We start from the raw sequence: 13,363 nt of genomic DNA, 5'->3' as shown, positions 1-13,363 counted from the left end.
CGTGGTCGCTCGCGTCCACGCGGCGGCAACCGCAGGTCGGCACGGCCCCGCGCCCCTTTCCGGGGCGCCTACCGCACCGTCACTTCTTGGCCGCCGCCCATGCGTGCTGTGCCGCCACGTCCGTCTTCACCTCGGCCAGCTGTACCGCGACCGCGCTCGGGGCGGTGCCGCCGCGGCCGTTGCGGGAGGCCAGGGCGCCGGGCACGTTCAGGACGGTGCGCACCTCGGGGGTGAGGTGGGCGGAGATCTTGGCGAACTGCTCGTCCGTCAGCTCGTCCAGCTCCTTGCCCTCGGCCTCGGCGGCCTTGACGCACTCCCCCGCGACCTCGTGCGCCACCCGGAACGGGACGCCCTGGCGGACCAGCCACTCGGCGATGTCGGTCGCGAGGGAGAAACCGGCCGGGGCCAGTTCCGCCATGCGCTCCCGGTGGACGGTGAGGGTCGCCATCATGCCGGTGAAGGCGGGCAGCAGGATCTCCAGTTGGTCGCAGGAGTCGAAGACCGGCTCCTTGTCCTCCTGGATGTCGCGGTTGTAGGCGAGGGGCAGCGCCTTGAGCGTGGCCAGCAGACCGGTCAGATTGCCGATCAGGCGGCCGGACTTGCCCCGGGCCAGCTCCGCGATGTCCGGGTTCTTCTTCTGCGGCATGATCGAGGAGCCGGTGGAGAACGCGTCGTGGAGGGTGACGAAGGAGAACTCCTTCGTGTTCCAGATGATGATCTCCTCGGCGATCCGGGAGAGGTTCACACCGATCATCGCGGTGATGAAGGCGAACTCCGCGACGAAGTCCCGGGAGGCCGTGCCGTCGATGGAGTTGGCGACGCTGCCGTGCTCGAAGCCGAGGTCCGCGGCCACCGCCTCCGGGTCCAGGCCGAGCGAGGAGCCCGCGAGGGCGCCCGAGCCGTACGGCGACACCGCCGTGCGCGTGTCCCACTGGCGCAGCCGCTCCGCGTCCCGGGACAGGGACTGGACATGGGCGAGGACATGGTGGGCGAAGAGCACCGGCTGGGCGTGCTGGAGGTGGGTGCGGCCGGGCATCGCCACGTCCGGGTGGGCCTCGGCCAGGCCGATCAGGGCGTCCTGGAGGTCGGCGATCAGGCCGCCGATGATCCGGGCGTGGTCCCTGAGGTACATCCGGAAGAGGGTGGCCACCTGGTCGTTGCGGGAGCGGCCGGCGCGGAGTTTGCCGCCGAGATCGGGGCCGAGGCGCTCCAGCAGGCCGCGCTCCAGGGCGGTGTGCACGTCCTCGTCGGCGATGGTGCCGGTGAAGGAGCCGTCGGCGACGTCCGCCTCCAGCCGGTCGAGCCCGGCGATCATGCGGGTCAGCTCGTCCTCGGTGAGGAGTCCGGCCTTGTGCAGCACGCGGGCGTGGGCGCGCGAGCCGGCGATGTCGTAGGGCGCGAGCCGCCAGTCGAAGTGGACGGACGCGGACAGCTTCGCCAGGGCCTCGGCGGGACCGTCGGCGAAACGGCCGCCCCAGAGCCGTACGTCACCGCTGTTGCTGCTCACTGCGTTGCTCCTCGGAAGTGTGTCTGTGCGACCGCCTCCTCACCCTTGCAGGTGAGGAGGCGGCTGTCAGGCTGGTGCGTGCGGGCGGACCTGTGAGAGGTCGGGCCGGGTCCTCGTCAGGCTTGGCCCGTGAGATCACGCCGCGCGGCGATCTTCGACGACAGGCTGTAGATGTCGATGAAGCCCTTGGCCGCCGCCTGGTCGAAGCTGTCGCCGGTGTCGTAGGTGGCGAGGTTGAAGTCGTACAGGGACGACTCGGAGCGCCGGCCGGTGACCACCGCGCGGCCGCCGTGCAGGGTCATCCGGATGTCGCCGTTGACCTGCTGGCTGGCCTCGTCGATGAAGCCGTCCAGGGCGCGCTTGAGCGGGGAGAACCACTGGCCGTCGTAGACCAGCTCGCCCCAGCGCTGCTCGACCTGGCGCTTGTAGCGGGCCAGCTCGCGCTCGACCGTGACGTTCTCCAGCTCCTGGTGGGCGGTGATCAGGGCGATCGCGCCGGGGGCCTCGTAGACCTCGCGGGACTTGATGCCGACCAGGCGGTCCTCGACCATGTCGATCCGGCCGATGCCCTGGCCGCCCGCGCGCTCGTTGAGCTGCTGGATGGCCTGGAGGACGGTGACGGGCCTGCCGTCGATCGCGACCGGGACGCCCTGCTTGAAGCTGATGACGACCTCGTCGGCCTCGCGCGCGGTGGCCGGGTTGGAGGTGTACTCGTAGATGTCCTCGATCGGGGCGTTCCAGATGTCCTCCAGGAAGCCCGTCTCGACGGCGCGTCCGAAGACGTTCTGGTCGATGGAGTACGGGGACTTCTTGGTGGTGGCGATCGGGAGCTGCTTGGCCTCGCAGAAGGCGATCGCCTTGTCCCGGGTCATCGCGTAGTCGCGGACCGGGGCGATGCACTTCAGGTCGGGGGCGAGGGCGACGATGCCGGCCTCGAAGCGGACCTGGTCGTTGCCCTTGCCGGTGCAGCCGTGGGCGACCGTGGTGGCGCCGTGCTTCTGGGCGGCGGCGACGAGGTGCTTGACGATCGTCGGCCGGGAGAGGGCGGAGACCAGCGGGTAGCGGTCCATGTACAGGGCGTTGGCCTTGATCGCCGGGAGGCAGTACTCGTCGGCGAACTCGTCCTTGGCGTCGGCGACCTCGGCCTCGACCGCACCGCACGCGAGGGCGCGCTTGCGGATGACGTCCAGGTCCTCGCCGCCCTGGCCGACGTCGACCGCAACGGCGATGACCTCGGCGCCCGTCTCCTCGGCGATCCAGCCGATGGCGACGGAGGTGTCCAGACCGCCTGAGTAGGCGAGTACGACGCGCTCGGTCACGGGGTTTCTCCTCACAGTGCATTCGCTGATATGCATGAGTATGCAGTGTGCCGCATGATTCGTCAATCACCCCTGCGAGTGATGCCGCGACCGCGCTGTTGTCCGGCGACGGCCGACGCCGCCCAGAGCGGCTGCTGCACCGAGAAGAAGCACATCGCTCATCGCCCATCGCCCGGCAGCCCGGACGGACCGCCCGGGCTGCCGTGGCCGCCGCCTCCGTCTAGCGTCTGAGCATGCGCCCCGGTGTCGTCGCCAGCCTCCTGTCCGTCTGCGTGCTCGGCCTGCTCGGGGCCGCGCCCGCGCCGCGCGCGCCGGTGCCGGTTCCGCTGCCCGCGCGCCTCGCGGACACCGGTGGCGGCACCCAGTTGCTCATCGCGCAGGCACCGGACACGTCGTCCACGACGGGCACGGTCACCTGGTGGGACCTGCGCGACGGCACCTGGACCCAGGCCGGTTCCGCGCCGGCGCGGTTCGGGGCGAAGGGGCTGGTCGAGGGGAACGCGCGCACGCAGGGGTCGGACACGACGCCGACCGGGTTGTACGACCTTCCGTTCGCCTTCGGCATCGAGGCGGCGCCGGCCGGGACGGGGATCTCCTACCGGGCGGTGAAGGAGAGTTCCTGGTGGTGCGAGGACAACGCGTCCTCGTCGTACAACCGCTGGACGGATCCGCTGCCGGGCGACTGCCGGGCTTCGGAGGCGGAGCATCTGAGCGCGTACGGCACGCAGTACGCGTACGCGCTCGTCGTGGGGTTCAACTACCACCGGCCGGTGCGGGGGCGGGGGGCCGGGATCTTCCTGCATGTCGACGGGGCGGGGGCGACGGCCGGTTGTGTGTCGGTGCCGAGGGATGCCATGCGGCGGATTCTCCGGTGGGTGGTGCCGGGGGCGGCGCCGCATATTGCCATGGGGACGTCGAGCGGGGTCACAGGGCTCAGCCGGTACTGACGCGCCGTGCGCCCGCGCGGCGGAGCCGCATATCGACGCGGCCCCGCGCCCCTTCAGGCGGGCAAGGTGACCCGGAACGTCGTGGAGCCCGGCCGGCTCTCGGCCTCCACCGTCCCGCCGTGTGCCTCCACCACCGCCGAGACGATCGACAGGCCGAGGCCCGCGCCCATGGCGGGGGTGTCGCCGTGGCGGCGGTGGCCGGCGCGGGCGAAGCGTTCGAAGACGGCGGAGCGCAGGTCCTCGGGTATGCCGGGGCTTCTTCTTCGATGTGCGGGGCGGGGAGAGCCGTGCCGTGCGGGCGGCGCTCGGGGAGGTGGTGGCCCAACTGCACGGCGTGGACGCGGTGTTCAGCACTTGTCGCACGGACAGCGCGGTGTCGCGGCCGGCCCGGGGTGAGCTGGCCGTGGAGCGGTGCCCGCCGGAGGTCGCGCGGGTGCTGGGGCTCGCGGCGGAGGCGGAGCGGGTGAGCGAGGGGTGGTTCAGCGCGCGGTACCGAGGAGCGCCGGATCCCACCGGCATCGTCAAGGGCTGGTCGGCGGAGCGGGCGGCGCGGCGGCCGGCCGGGGTGACCGGGGTCGCCGTCAACGGTGGCGGCGATATGCAGGCGCTGGGCGCGCCGGAGCCGGGGCGGCGCTGGCGGGTGGGGGTCGCGGATCCCCTGCTCCTGGGCGGGCTCACCGCGGTGGTGTCGACGGCGGGGGGCGGGTGAGCCGGCCGGCGCCACCTCGGGCACGGCCGAGCGGGGGGCACACGTCGTGGACCCGCGCGCCGGGCGGCCCGCGGTCACCGATCTGGTGGCGGCGACCGTGGTGGCCCCCTGCCTGACCTGGGCGGACTGCTGGGCCACGGCCGCTTTCGCGCGGGGGTCGCGGTCGGGCCTCGCCTGGCTGGAGTCGCTGCCCGGTGCCGAGGGACTGCTGCTCACGGCGGACGGCGAGGTGCTCCACACCACGGGACTGGCCGCGTACATAGCGTGAAAAAGGGGTTGAAAGGGAAATTTTTTCGCCGAGGAGCCATCCCTGTGCCGTCCTCGGACGTATCCCAGGTGCAGCGATTTTCCAGGAGGAACGTGATGGCTATCTTCAGCAGTCTGCTGCCCAAGGGTGGCGGCGGCCACGGCCACGGACACGGCCACGACCGCTACGACGACGACCGCTTCGACGCTTTCGACCGCTTCCACCGCCACGGACACCGGCATGGCGACCGTCACGGTCACGGCCATGACCACGGACGCGGTGGCCACGGTCACGGCGGACACGGCGGACACGGCGGCTACTGACCGACCACCCACAGGCTGAGCGGACCGGGGCCCCAGGGACCCGGTCCGCCCGGCCGCTGTCCGAGGAACGGATCCCATGGCGCGAGTCCTGCGGCGTCTGCTGTCCTGGGGAGACCCCGACGACCCTCCCTACGACACCCCCGAGGCATCCGGCGAGGTCGTCGCGGCCGCGCCCACGGTCTCACCGCGCGCGGTCTTCCGCCGGTTCTGGCCCTACACGCGCGGCAACCGGCGCTGGCTGATCCCGCTGCTGCTGCTCAGCCTGACCGGACCGGTCATCGACGCCGGGGAGCTGTGGCTGTTCAAGAGCGTCGTGGACCAGGTGCTGGTCCCCCGGGACCTGCACCCCTTTCTGTGGATCGCCCCGGCCTACCTGGGGCTGATCCTGTGCTCCGGCGTCTTCGGCTTCGCCGACGAGATGACCTCCACCTGGGTCGGCGAACGCTTCCTGCTCTCACTGCGCTGCGACGTCTTCCGGCATGTGCAGGGCCTGTCCCTCGGCTTCTTCGAACGCCGGCGGCTCGGCGATGTGCTCTCCCGTGTCACGGGTGACGTGGACGCGGTCGAGACCTTCCTGCTCTCGGGTGTGGCCGACGCCCTGTACTACGTGCTCCAACTGGCCGTCTTCGTCGGCCTGCTGTTCTATCTGAGCTGGGATCTGACCCTGCTCGCGCTGGTCATCGTGCCGCTGTTCTGGGGCGCCGCCCGGCACTTCTCGCGGCTGATCAAGGACGCCTCCCGGGAGCGCAGACGGCGCACCGGCTCGCTCAGCGCGATCGCCGAGGAGGTGCTCGGCAATGTCGCGCTCGTGCAGGCGTACAACCGGCAGGGCTGGGAGGCGCGCCGGTTCGAGCGGGAGAGCGTGGGCCGGTTCCGGGCGGTGATGGCCTCGACGCGGATCCGGTCCCTGTACGCCCCTCTCGTGGAGATCATCGAGGTGGCGGGCGGCCTCGCGGTGCTGGGCCTCGGCACCTGGAAGCTGTCCCAGGGCCAGCTGACCCTCGGCGGACTGCTGGTCTTCCTCGCCCTGATCGGCAAGATGTACAGCCCGGTCCACGGCCTGTCCGGGCTCGGCACCACCTTCTACTCCGCCGCCGCCTCGGCCGAGCGGATCATCGAACTGCTGGACCAGCGGCCGCAGGTCACCGAGCGCGCCGATGCCCGCCCCCTCGGCCGGGCGCGCGGGGCGGTGGAGTTCGACGGCGTCTGGTTCCGCTATCCCGGCGCCGGTCCCTGGGCCCTCGCGGACGTGTCGTTCCGGGTGGCGCCCGGCGAGACGCTGGCGCTGGTCGGGGCGAGCGGCGCGGGCAAGTCCACCGCCGCGCGGCTCCAGCTGCGGTTCTACGACCCCGACCGGGGGGCGGTCCGGCTCGACGGCACCGATCTGCGCGAACTGCGTCTGGCCGACGTACGCGAGAGCGTCGCGGTGGTGCTCCAGGAGACCCTGGTCTTCCACGGCACGGTGCGGGAGAACATCGCCTACGGCCGCCCGGAGGCGTCCGAGGCGGAGATCGTCGCGGCGGCGCGCGCGGCGGACGCGCACGAGTTCGTCGAACGGCTCCCGGACGGCTACGACACCCTCGTGGGCCAGCGCGGCCGCACCCTGTCCGGGGGTCAGTGCCAGCGCCTCGCCATCGCCCGCGCGATGGTCAGGGACGCGCCGGTGCTGCTGCTGGACGAGCCGACCACCGGGATCGACGCCGACTCCGGCCATCGGATCATGGAGCCGCTGCGCCGGCTGATGGCGGGGCGGACCACCATCGTCATCTCGCACAACCTGCTCACCGTGCGCGACGCCACCCGGATCGTGGTGCTGGACCGGGGCCGGGTCGTGGAGGACGGCGCCCACGGCGATCTGCTGGTGCGCGACGGGACGTACGCCCGGCTGCACCGGCTGAACACCGGCACCGTGCTGTCGTAACCCGCTGGCTGTCGTCGCGCCCTCATGTCTGCTGGGACGGCACATGCGTCTCCCGGGTCAGTACGTGCCCGGTCTGGAGGTGGGCGCGGGCGAGGACCGTGCCGTCGGCGGAGGTCAGCCGGGCGCCGGAGACCGCGTCCGCGTCGACGGGCGTCTGGGCCCCCCAGTGGCCCTGCCCCCCGCGGACGGTGAAGTCGCCCACCCGCACGGTCGTACCGTCGGAGCGCTCCAGCACACAGCTGACCCGGCCGCTGTACGCGCTGCCGTGCCCGGCGAGGTCGACGGAGACGAAGATCCAGCCGGGGTTGCCGGGGTGGGCGTACACCTCGCCGATGGGTGAGCCGTCGGCCGAGTCCGCGGTCATGTCCCCGACCAGCATGGGTTCGGACTCCATGGTGTGCGGGGGCGAGGCGGTGACCGTCTCCACGGCGGTGCCGATGCCCCAGCCGGCGAACCCGGCGACCACCGCGAGGCCGGCCGCGGCCGCCCCGAGCCGGATCCGGGCCCGGCGGGCCCGCCCGCGCAGGGCCGGGAACGCGGAGGCGCGCCCGGCGGCGCGCCCGTCCGCGGCGGCCTGCTGGGCGAGGCTGCGGGCCACCCGGGTCTCGAAGCCCAGCGGCGGCTCCTGGCAGGGCAGCAGGCCGATCAGCCGGTCGCCGACCAGGGTCAGCTGCCGGACGAAATCCCGGCAGTCCGCGCAGCTGTCCAGGTGGGCGACCGCCTCCGCGCGCTCACGTCCGGGCAGCACGCCCAGCGCCAGCTCGGCGCCGATCTCGCGCATTTTCTCGCAGTTCGCGTCACTGGACATGGCCGCCTCGCTCCGGAGCCGACAAAGTGGTGCGCAGTTTGCCCATCGCCGCTCTGATGCGGGTCTTGGCGGTGCCCAGCGGGATCCGTTCCGTGTCGGCGACCTGCTGGGCGGTCATTCCGTAGATGCCGGCCATCATCAGGGCCCGCGCCTGTTCGCGGGGCAGCCGGGAGACGGCCGCCCGCAGCCGGGCGGACGCCTCGTCGGCCAGCGCCCAGCGCTCGGGGGTCTCGGTGACGGTGCCGAGGAGGGCGTCGAGGTCCTCGGGGGCCACCGGCTCGGTGCGCCGGGCGCGTACGGCGTCGATGGCCAGGTTGTGCGCGATGGTGGTCAGCCAGGTGGTGACCGAACCACGGCGCGAGTCGTAGATCTGCGCGTGCCGCCACGCGCGTTCGAACGTCTGCTGGGCGACGTCCTCGGCGAGCTGGCGGTCCCCGGTGACGGCCATGGCGACACCGAAGACCCGGTGCTGGAAACGTCGTACGAAGACGACGGCCAGCTCCTGGTCTCCGGTGGCCAGCCCGGACAGCAGAGCCTCGTCCGGGAGGCGACCCACGGGAAACCGCAAACCCGACACACCTCTTTATACGGCCGACGGCCACAGGGAGATTGCCGCTCCCATTCTCCGCCGCGGGGCGGGGACCCGCATGCCGGTCGGGGCGCGGCTCAGTGGCCGTTCTGCGCGAGCTTGAGCAGATGGTCGGCGAGGGCCTGGCCGCCGGTCGGGTTGCGGCTGATCAGCAGCAGGGTGTCGTCGCCCGCGATGGTGCCGAGGATGTCGTGCAGCTCGGCCTGGTCGATGGCCGAGGCGAGGAACTGGGCGGCGCCGGGCGGGGTGCGCAGCACGACCAGGTTGGCCGAGGCCTCCGCGGAGATCAGCAGCTCCTGGGACAGGCGCCGCATCCGCTCCTCCTTGGCGGACTCGCCGAGCGGTGCGCGCGGGGTGCGGAAGCCGCCCTCGCTGGGCACGGCGTAGATGAGGTCGCCGTCGTTGTTGCGGATCTTGACCGCGTTCAGCTCGTCGAGGTCCCGGCTCAGCGTCGCCTGGGTGACGCTGAGCCCGTCGTCGGCGAGCAGCTTGGCCAGCTGGCTCTGCGAGCGCACCGGCTCCCGGTTGAGGATGTCCACGATCCGGCGGTGCCGTGCGGTGCGCGTCTGCGGCACGGCGGGCCCGGCACCTGTCTGTTGCTCGTGCTCCTGCGCCTGGCTCATCGTCGTCTCATTCTCCGGATCGTCCGTCCCCGCCTGCGTCGAGGATGCCGGGCAGCGCCTGGAGCAGGGCGCCCGCCTCGTCGTCGCGCAGGTTCAGCGGGGGCATGAGCCGTACGACGTCGGGGGCGGGGGCGTTCACCAGGAAACCGGCCTCCTGGGCCGCCTGCTGCACCTCGTGCGCGCGCGGCCCGGTGAGCACGATACCCAGGAGCAGGCCCGCACCCCGGACATGGCCGACCAGCGGGTGGCCCAGCGCCTCGATGCCCGCGCGCAGCTTCTCGCCCTGCCGCTTCACGTTCTCCAGCAGTCCCTCGCCCTCGATGGTGTCGAGGACGGCGAGCCCCGCCGCGCAGGCGACCGGGTTGCCGCCGAAGGTCGTACCGTGCTGCCCCGGCCGGAGCAGTTCGGCGGCGCGGCCGAAGGCGACGGTGGCGCCGAGCGGGAGGCCGCCGCCGAGCTGCTTGGCGAGGGTGACCACATCGGGCAGCACGCCCTCGTGGGCCTGGTAGGCGAACCAGGTGCCGGTGCGGCCGACGCCGGTCTGCACCTCGTCCAGGACCAGCAGGGCGCCGGTGGCCGCGGTGATGGCGCGGGCGGCCTTGAGATAGCCGGCCGGGGGCACGACGACGCCGTTCTCGCCCTGGATCGGCTCGATGATCACCATGGCGGTCTCGTCGGTGACGGCCGCGGCCAGGGCCTGGGCGTCGCCGTAGGGGACGTGGGTGACATCGCCGGGCAGCGGCCGGAAGGGGTCCTGCTTGGCGGGCTGCCCGGTGAGCGCGAGGGCGCCCATCGTACGGCCGTGGAAGCCGCCCTCGGTGGCGACGACATGGGTGCGCCCCGTGAGCCGGCCGATCTTGAAGGCGGCCTCGTTGGCCTCGGCGCCGGAGTTGCAGAAGAACACCCGGCCCTCGCGGCCGAAGAGCTGGAGCAGCCGTTCGGCGAGCGCGACGGGCGGCTCGGCCACGAACAGGTTGGAGACATGGCCGAGGGAGGCGATCTGCTTGCTGACGGCGTCCACGATCGCCGGGTGGGCGTGGCCGAGCGCGTTGGTGGCGATGCCGCCGACGAAGTCGGTGTAGGCGCGGCCCTCGGCGTCCCACACGGTGGCGCCCGCGCCGCGCACCAGCGGCAGGCGGGGGGTGCCGTAGTTGTTCATGAGCGCGCCCTGCCAGCGCCGGGTCAGGTCCTCGTTGCCGCTGTGGTGCCCCGTCACTGTGCGTCCCCTTCGGGCTCGTCGGGCACGACCATGGTGCCGATGCCCTCGTCGGTGAAGATCTCCAGCAGGATGGAGTGCTGCACCCGGCCGTCGATGACCCGGGCGGTCTGCACACCATGGCGCACGGCGTGCAGGCAGCCCCGCATCTTGGGCACCATGCCGGAGCTCAACTCCGGAAGCAGCTTCTCCAGTTGGGTGGCGGTGAGGCGACTGATCACCTCGTCGGAGTGCGGCCAGTCCTCGTAGAGGCCCTCGACATCGGTGAGGACCATGAGAGTTTCGGCGCCAAGGGCCGCAGCGAGTGCCGCAGCCGCCGTATCAGCATTGACGTTGTAGACATGACCGTCGTCCTGACTGCGGGCGATGGAGGAGACGACCGGGATGCGGCCGTCGGCGAGCAGGGCCTCGATGGCGCCGGTGTCGATCGCGGTGATCTCGCCGACGCGCCCGATGTCGACCAACTCCCCGTCGATCTCGGGCAGATGCTTGGTAGCGGTGATGGTGTGGGCGTCCTCGCCGGTGAGGCCGACGGCGAGCGGGCCGTGCTGGTTGAGCAGGCCGACCAGTTCGCGCTGCACCTGTCCGGCGAGCACCATCCGTACGACGTCCATGGCGTCCTCGGTGGTGACCCGCAGGCCCGCCTTGAACTCGCTGACGATGCCGTGCCGGTCGAGGGCGGCGCTGATCTGGGGGCCGCCGCCGTGCACCACGACCGGCCTGAGCCCGGCGTGCCGCAGGAAGACGACGTCCTGGGCGAAGGCGGCCTTCAGTTCCTCGTCGACCATGGCGTTGCCGCCGAACTTGACGACGACAGTCTTTCCGTGGTGCCGGGTCAGCCAGGGCAGCGCCTCGATGAGGGTCTGCGCCTTGGGCAGGGCCGTGTGCTTACGGGTCGTCGTCATGAGGAGTAGGCGCTGTTCTCGTGGACGTAGTCGGCGGTCAGGTCGTTGGTCCAGATCGTCGCGGTCTCGGCGCCGGCGGCGAGGTCGGCCACGATGTGCACCTCGCGGTAGCGCATGTCGACCAGGTCGCGGTCCTCGCCGACGGAGCCGTTCTTGCACACCCAGACGCCGTTGATGGCGACGTTGAGCTGGTCCGGCTCGAAGACGGCGCCGGTGGTGCCGATCGCGGACAGGACGCGGCCCCAGTTGGGGTCCTCGCCGTGGATGGCGCACTTCAGGAGGTTGTTGCGGGCGATGGAGCGGCCCACCTCGACGGCGTCGGCCTCGCTGGCCGCGCCCACGACCTCGACCTTGATGTCCTTGCTGGCGCCCTCGGCGTCGCCGATGAGCTGGCGGCCGAGGTCGTCGCAGACCTGCCGTACGGCCTCGGCGAAGGCGTCGTGGCCGGGGGTGATGCCGGAGGCCCCGGAGGAGAGCAGCAGCACGGTGTCGTTGGTGGACATGCAGCCGTCGGAGTCGACGCGGTCGAAGGTGACCTTGGTGGCGGCGCGCAGGGCCTTGTCCAGGGTGGCGTCGTCCACGTCGGCGTCGGTGGTGATCACGACCAGCATGGTGGCGAGGCCGGGGGCGAGCATGCCGGCGCCCTTGGCCATGCCGCCGACCGTCCAGCCGTCCCCGGTGGCGACCGAGGTCTTGTGCACGGTGTCGGTGGTCTTGATGGCGATGGCGGCCTTCTCGCCGCCGTGCTCGGAGAGCTGGGCCGCGGCGGTGTCGATACCGGGGAGCAGCTTGTCCATGGGCAGCAGGACGCCGATGAGGCCGGTGGAGCAGACGGCGACCTCGATGGCGCCGCGGCCGAGGGCCTCGCCCGCCTTCTCGGCCGTCGCGTGGGTGTCCTGGAAACCCTTGGGCCCCGTACAGGCGTTGGCGCCGCCGGAGTTGAGGACCACGGCGGAGACCTGGCCGCTCTTCACGACCTGCTCGGACCACAGGACCGGCGCGGCCTTGACACGGTTGGCGGTGAAGACGCCGGCGGCGGCACGACGGGGCCCGTCGTTGACCACGAGGGCCAGGTCGGGGTTGCCGTTCTGCTTGATCCCGGCGGCGATACCGGCCGCCCGGAATCCCTTGGCTGCCGTGACGCTCACGGTGCGACTCCGATCGTGGAAAGCCCGGTGGTCTCGGCGAGACCCAGGGCGAGGTTCATGCTCTGGACGGCACCGCCGGCGGTGCCCTTGGTCAGGTTGTCGATGGCGCTGATCGCGATGATGCGGCCCGCGGCCGCGTCGTACGCGACCTGCACCTGAACGGAGTTGGAACCGTGGACGGCGGCCGTCGCGGGCCACTGGCCCTCGGGCAGCAGGTGTACGAAGGGCTCGTCGGCGTACGCCTTCTCGTAGGCGGCACGCACGGCCTCGGCGCCCACCCCGGCGACGGCCTTCGCGCTGCACGTGGCGAGGATGCCGCGGGGCATCGGGGCGAGGGTCGGCGTGAAGGAGACGGTGACCGGCTCCCCCGCGACCCCGCCCAGGTTTTGGATCATCTCGGGGGTGTGCCGGTGGCCGCCGCCGACGCCGTACGGCGACATGCTGCCCATCACCTCGCTGCCCAGCAGGTGCGGTTTGGGCGCCTTGCCCGCGCCGGAGGTGCCGGAGGCGGCGACGATCACGGCCTCGGGTTCGGCGATCCGCGCCGCGTACGCCGGGAGGAGGGCGAGGGTCGCGGCGGTGGGGTAGCAGCCGGGTACGGCGATCCGCTTGGTCCCGGTGAGCGCGGCGCGGGCGCCGGGCAGCTCGGGCAGGCCGTAGGGCCAGGTGCCGGCGTGCGGGGAGCCGTAGAACTTCTCCCAGTCGGCCGCGTCCTTCAGCCGGAAGTCGGCGCCCATGTCGATCACGAGCACGTCCGGGCCGAGTTGCTCGGCGACGGCGGCGGACTGTCCGTGCGGCAGCGCGAGGAAGACCACGTCATGCCCGGCTAGGCTGTCCGCAGTGGTCTCGGCCAGCACCCGGTCGGCCAGCGGCCACAGGTGCGGCTGGAGCGCCCCGAGCCGTTGCCCGGCGTTGGAGTTCCCGGTCAGAGCCCCGATCTCGACCTCGGGGTGCGCGAGGAGCAGGCGCAGAACCTCTCCCCCCGCGTACCCGCTCGCCCCGGCAACCGCCGCACGTACCGCCATGTCCGTCCTCCTCTGGATGGCATGACTATACGCATCTCTGCACTTTTATGCAATGAGTATGCGGGGAGGGGCGACG

At 72.2% G+C, this 13,363-nt stretch carries 13 protein-coding genes and 1 pseudogene; 4 read left to right on the top strand and 10 right to left on the bottom strand.

What is annotated here, in order from left to right:
* Window positions 1–79: 79 nt before the first annotated feature.
* Window positions 80–1,507 (bottom strand): argininosuccinate lyase, encoded by a 1,428-nt coding sequence (argH, locus tag QHG49_RS28345; RefSeq protein WP_301491723.1) that lies wholly within the window; start codon window positions 1,505–1,507, stop codon window positions 80–82.
* A gap of 116 nt (window positions 1,508–1,623) precedes the next feature.
* Window positions 1,624–2,826 (bottom strand): argininosuccinate synthase, encoded by a 1,203-nt coding sequence (locus QHG49_RS28340; RefSeq protein WP_145483854.1) that lies wholly within the window; start codon window positions 2,824–2,826, stop codon window positions 1,624–1,626.
* A gap of 233 nt (window positions 2,827–3,059) precedes the next feature.
* Here QHG49_RS28340 and QHG49_RS28335 point away from each other — a divergent pair, with 233 nt between their 5' ends.
* Window positions 3,060–3,773: a L,D-transpeptidase gene (locus QHG49_RS28335; RefSeq protein ID WP_301491722.1), complete on the top strand. Its 714-nt coding sequence runs from the start codon at window positions 3,060–3,062 to the stop codon at window positions 3,771–3,773.
* 53 nt (window positions 3,774–3,826) lie between these two features.
* Here the strand turns inward: QHG49_RS28335 and QHG49_RS28330 are convergent, their stop codons facing one another.
* A complete protein-coding gene (locus tag QHG49_RS28330; protein ID WP_370530590.1) occupies window positions 3,827–4,009 on the bottom strand; it encodes a sensor histidine kinase in 183 nt (60 codons plus the stop codon).
* 32 nt (window positions 4,010–4,041) lie between these two features.
* Here QHG49_RS28330 and QHG49_RS28325 point away from each other — a divergent pair.
* From QHG49_RS28325 to QHG49_RS28315, 3 genes and pseudogenes are all read left to right on the top strand, one after another.
* A pseudogene (locus QHG49_RS28325) lies at window positions 4,042–4,750 on the top strand (FAD:protein FMN transferase).
* 95 nt (window positions 4,751–4,845) lie between these two features.
* Window positions 4,846–5,052, top strand: a complete 207-nt coding sequence (locus QHG49_RS28320; protein WP_301491721.1) for a hypothetical protein — start codon at window positions 4,846–4,848, stop codon at window positions 5,050–5,052.
* 76 nt (window positions 5,053–5,128) lie between these two features.
* Entirely contained in the window at window positions 5,129–6,973 is a 1,845-nt protein-coding gene (locus tag QHG49_RS28315) for an ABC transporter ATP-binding protein (RefSeq protein WP_301491720.1), read from the top strand.
* Window positions 6,974–6,995: 22 nt separating this feature from the next.
* Here the strand turns inward: QHG49_RS28315 and QHG49_RS28310 are convergent, their stop codons facing one another.
* From QHG49_RS28310 to argC, 7 genes are all read right to left on the bottom strand, one after another.
* On the bottom strand, window positions 6,996–7,781 hold the full coding sequence (locus QHG49_RS28310; RefSeq protein ID WP_145483832.1) for a zf-HC2 domain-containing protein: 786 nt from the start codon (window positions 7,779–7,781) through the stop codon (window positions 6,996–6,998).
* The gene (locus tag QHG49_RS28305; RefSeq protein ID WP_145483829.1) at window positions 7,771–8,358 is read right to left on the bottom strand and encodes an RNA polymerase sigma factor; all 588 of its coding nucleotides are present in this window, start codon (window positions 8,356–8,358) and stop codon (window positions 7,771–7,773) included. Before QHG49_RS28305 ends, QHG49_RS28310 begins: the two co-directional genes overlap by 11 nt.
* An 89-nt stretch (window positions 8,359–8,447) precedes the next feature.
* A complete protein-coding gene (locus QHG49_RS28300; RefSeq protein ID WP_037651166.1) occupies window positions 8,448–8,993 on the bottom strand; it encodes an arginine repressor in 546 nt (181 codons plus the stop codon).
* A 7-nt stretch (window positions 8,994–9,000) separates the two neighbouring features.
* The gene (locus tag QHG49_RS28295; RefSeq protein WP_145483825.1) at window positions 9,001–10,209 is read right to left on the bottom strand and encodes an acetylornithine transaminase; all 1,209 of its coding nucleotides are present in this window, start codon (window positions 10,207–10,209) and stop codon (window positions 9,001–9,003) included.
* Window positions 10,206–11,114: an acetylglutamate kinase gene (argB, locus tag QHG49_RS28290; RefSeq protein WP_301491719.1), complete on the bottom strand. Its 909-nt coding sequence runs from the start codon at window positions 11,112–11,114 to the stop codon at window positions 10,206–10,208. The genes QHG49_RS28295 and argB overlap by 4 nt, the downstream gene beginning before the upstream one ends.
* Window positions 11,111–12,262, bottom strand: coding sequence for a bifunctional glutamate N-acetyltransferase/amino-acid acetyltransferase ArgJ (argJ, locus tag QHG49_RS28285; protein ID WP_301491718.1), 1,152 nt, complete (start codon window positions 12,260–12,262; stop codon window positions 11,111–11,113). The genes argB and argJ overlap by 4 nt, the downstream gene beginning before the upstream one ends.
* Window positions 12,259–13,287: an N-acetyl-gamma-glutamyl-phosphate reductase gene (gene argC, locus QHG49_RS28280; RefSeq protein ID WP_145483817.1), complete on the bottom strand. Its 1,029-nt coding sequence runs from the start codon at window positions 13,285–13,287 to the stop codon at window positions 12,259–12,261. The genes argJ and argC overlap by 4 nt, the downstream gene beginning before the upstream one ends.
* Window positions 13,288–13,363: the final 76 nt, after the last annotated feature.

Origin of the sequence: Streptomyces sp. WP-1, assembly GCF_030450125.1 — a bacterium.
Taxonomy (GTDB): Bacteria; Actinomycetota; Actinomycetes; order Streptomycetales; family Streptomycetaceae; genus Streptomyces; species Streptomyces incarnatus.
Note: the sequence above shows the minus strand (reverse complement) of the source record. Positions and strands in the feature narration are given on the sequence as shown.

What these genes read in the sequence shown, in the direction of transcription:
- argB (WP_301491719.1), bottom strand. Translation starts at nt 11,114, where the DNA reads ATGACGACGACCCGTAAGCACACGGCCCTGCCCAAGGCGCAGACCCTC.
- QHG49_RS28315 (WP_301491720.1), top strand. Translation starts at nt 5,129, where the DNA reads ATGGCGCGAGTCCTGCGGCGTCTGCTGTCCTGGGGAGACCCCGACGAC.
- QHG49_RS28310 (WP_145483832.1), bottom strand. Translation starts at nt 7,781, where the DNA reads ATGTCCAGTGACGCGAACTGCGAGAAAATGCGCGAGATCGGCGCCGAG.
- QHG49_RS28335 (WP_301491722.1), top strand. Translation starts at nt 3,060, where the DNA reads ATGCGCCCCGGTGTCGTCGCCAGCCTCCTGTCCGTCTGCGTGCTCGGC.
- argC (WP_145483817.1), bottom strand. Translation starts at nt 13,287, where the DNA reads ATGGCGGTACGTGCGGCGGTTGCCGGGGCGAGCGGGTACGCGGGGGGA.
- QHG49_RS28320 (WP_301491721.1), top strand. Translation starts at nt 4,846, where the DNA reads ATGGCTATCTTCAGCAGTCTGCTGCCCAAGGGTGGCGGCGGCCACGGC.
- QHG49_RS28300 (WP_037651166.1), bottom strand. Translation starts at nt 8,993, where the DNA reads ATGAGCCAGGCGCAGGAGCACGAGCAACAGACAGGTGCCGGGCCCGCC.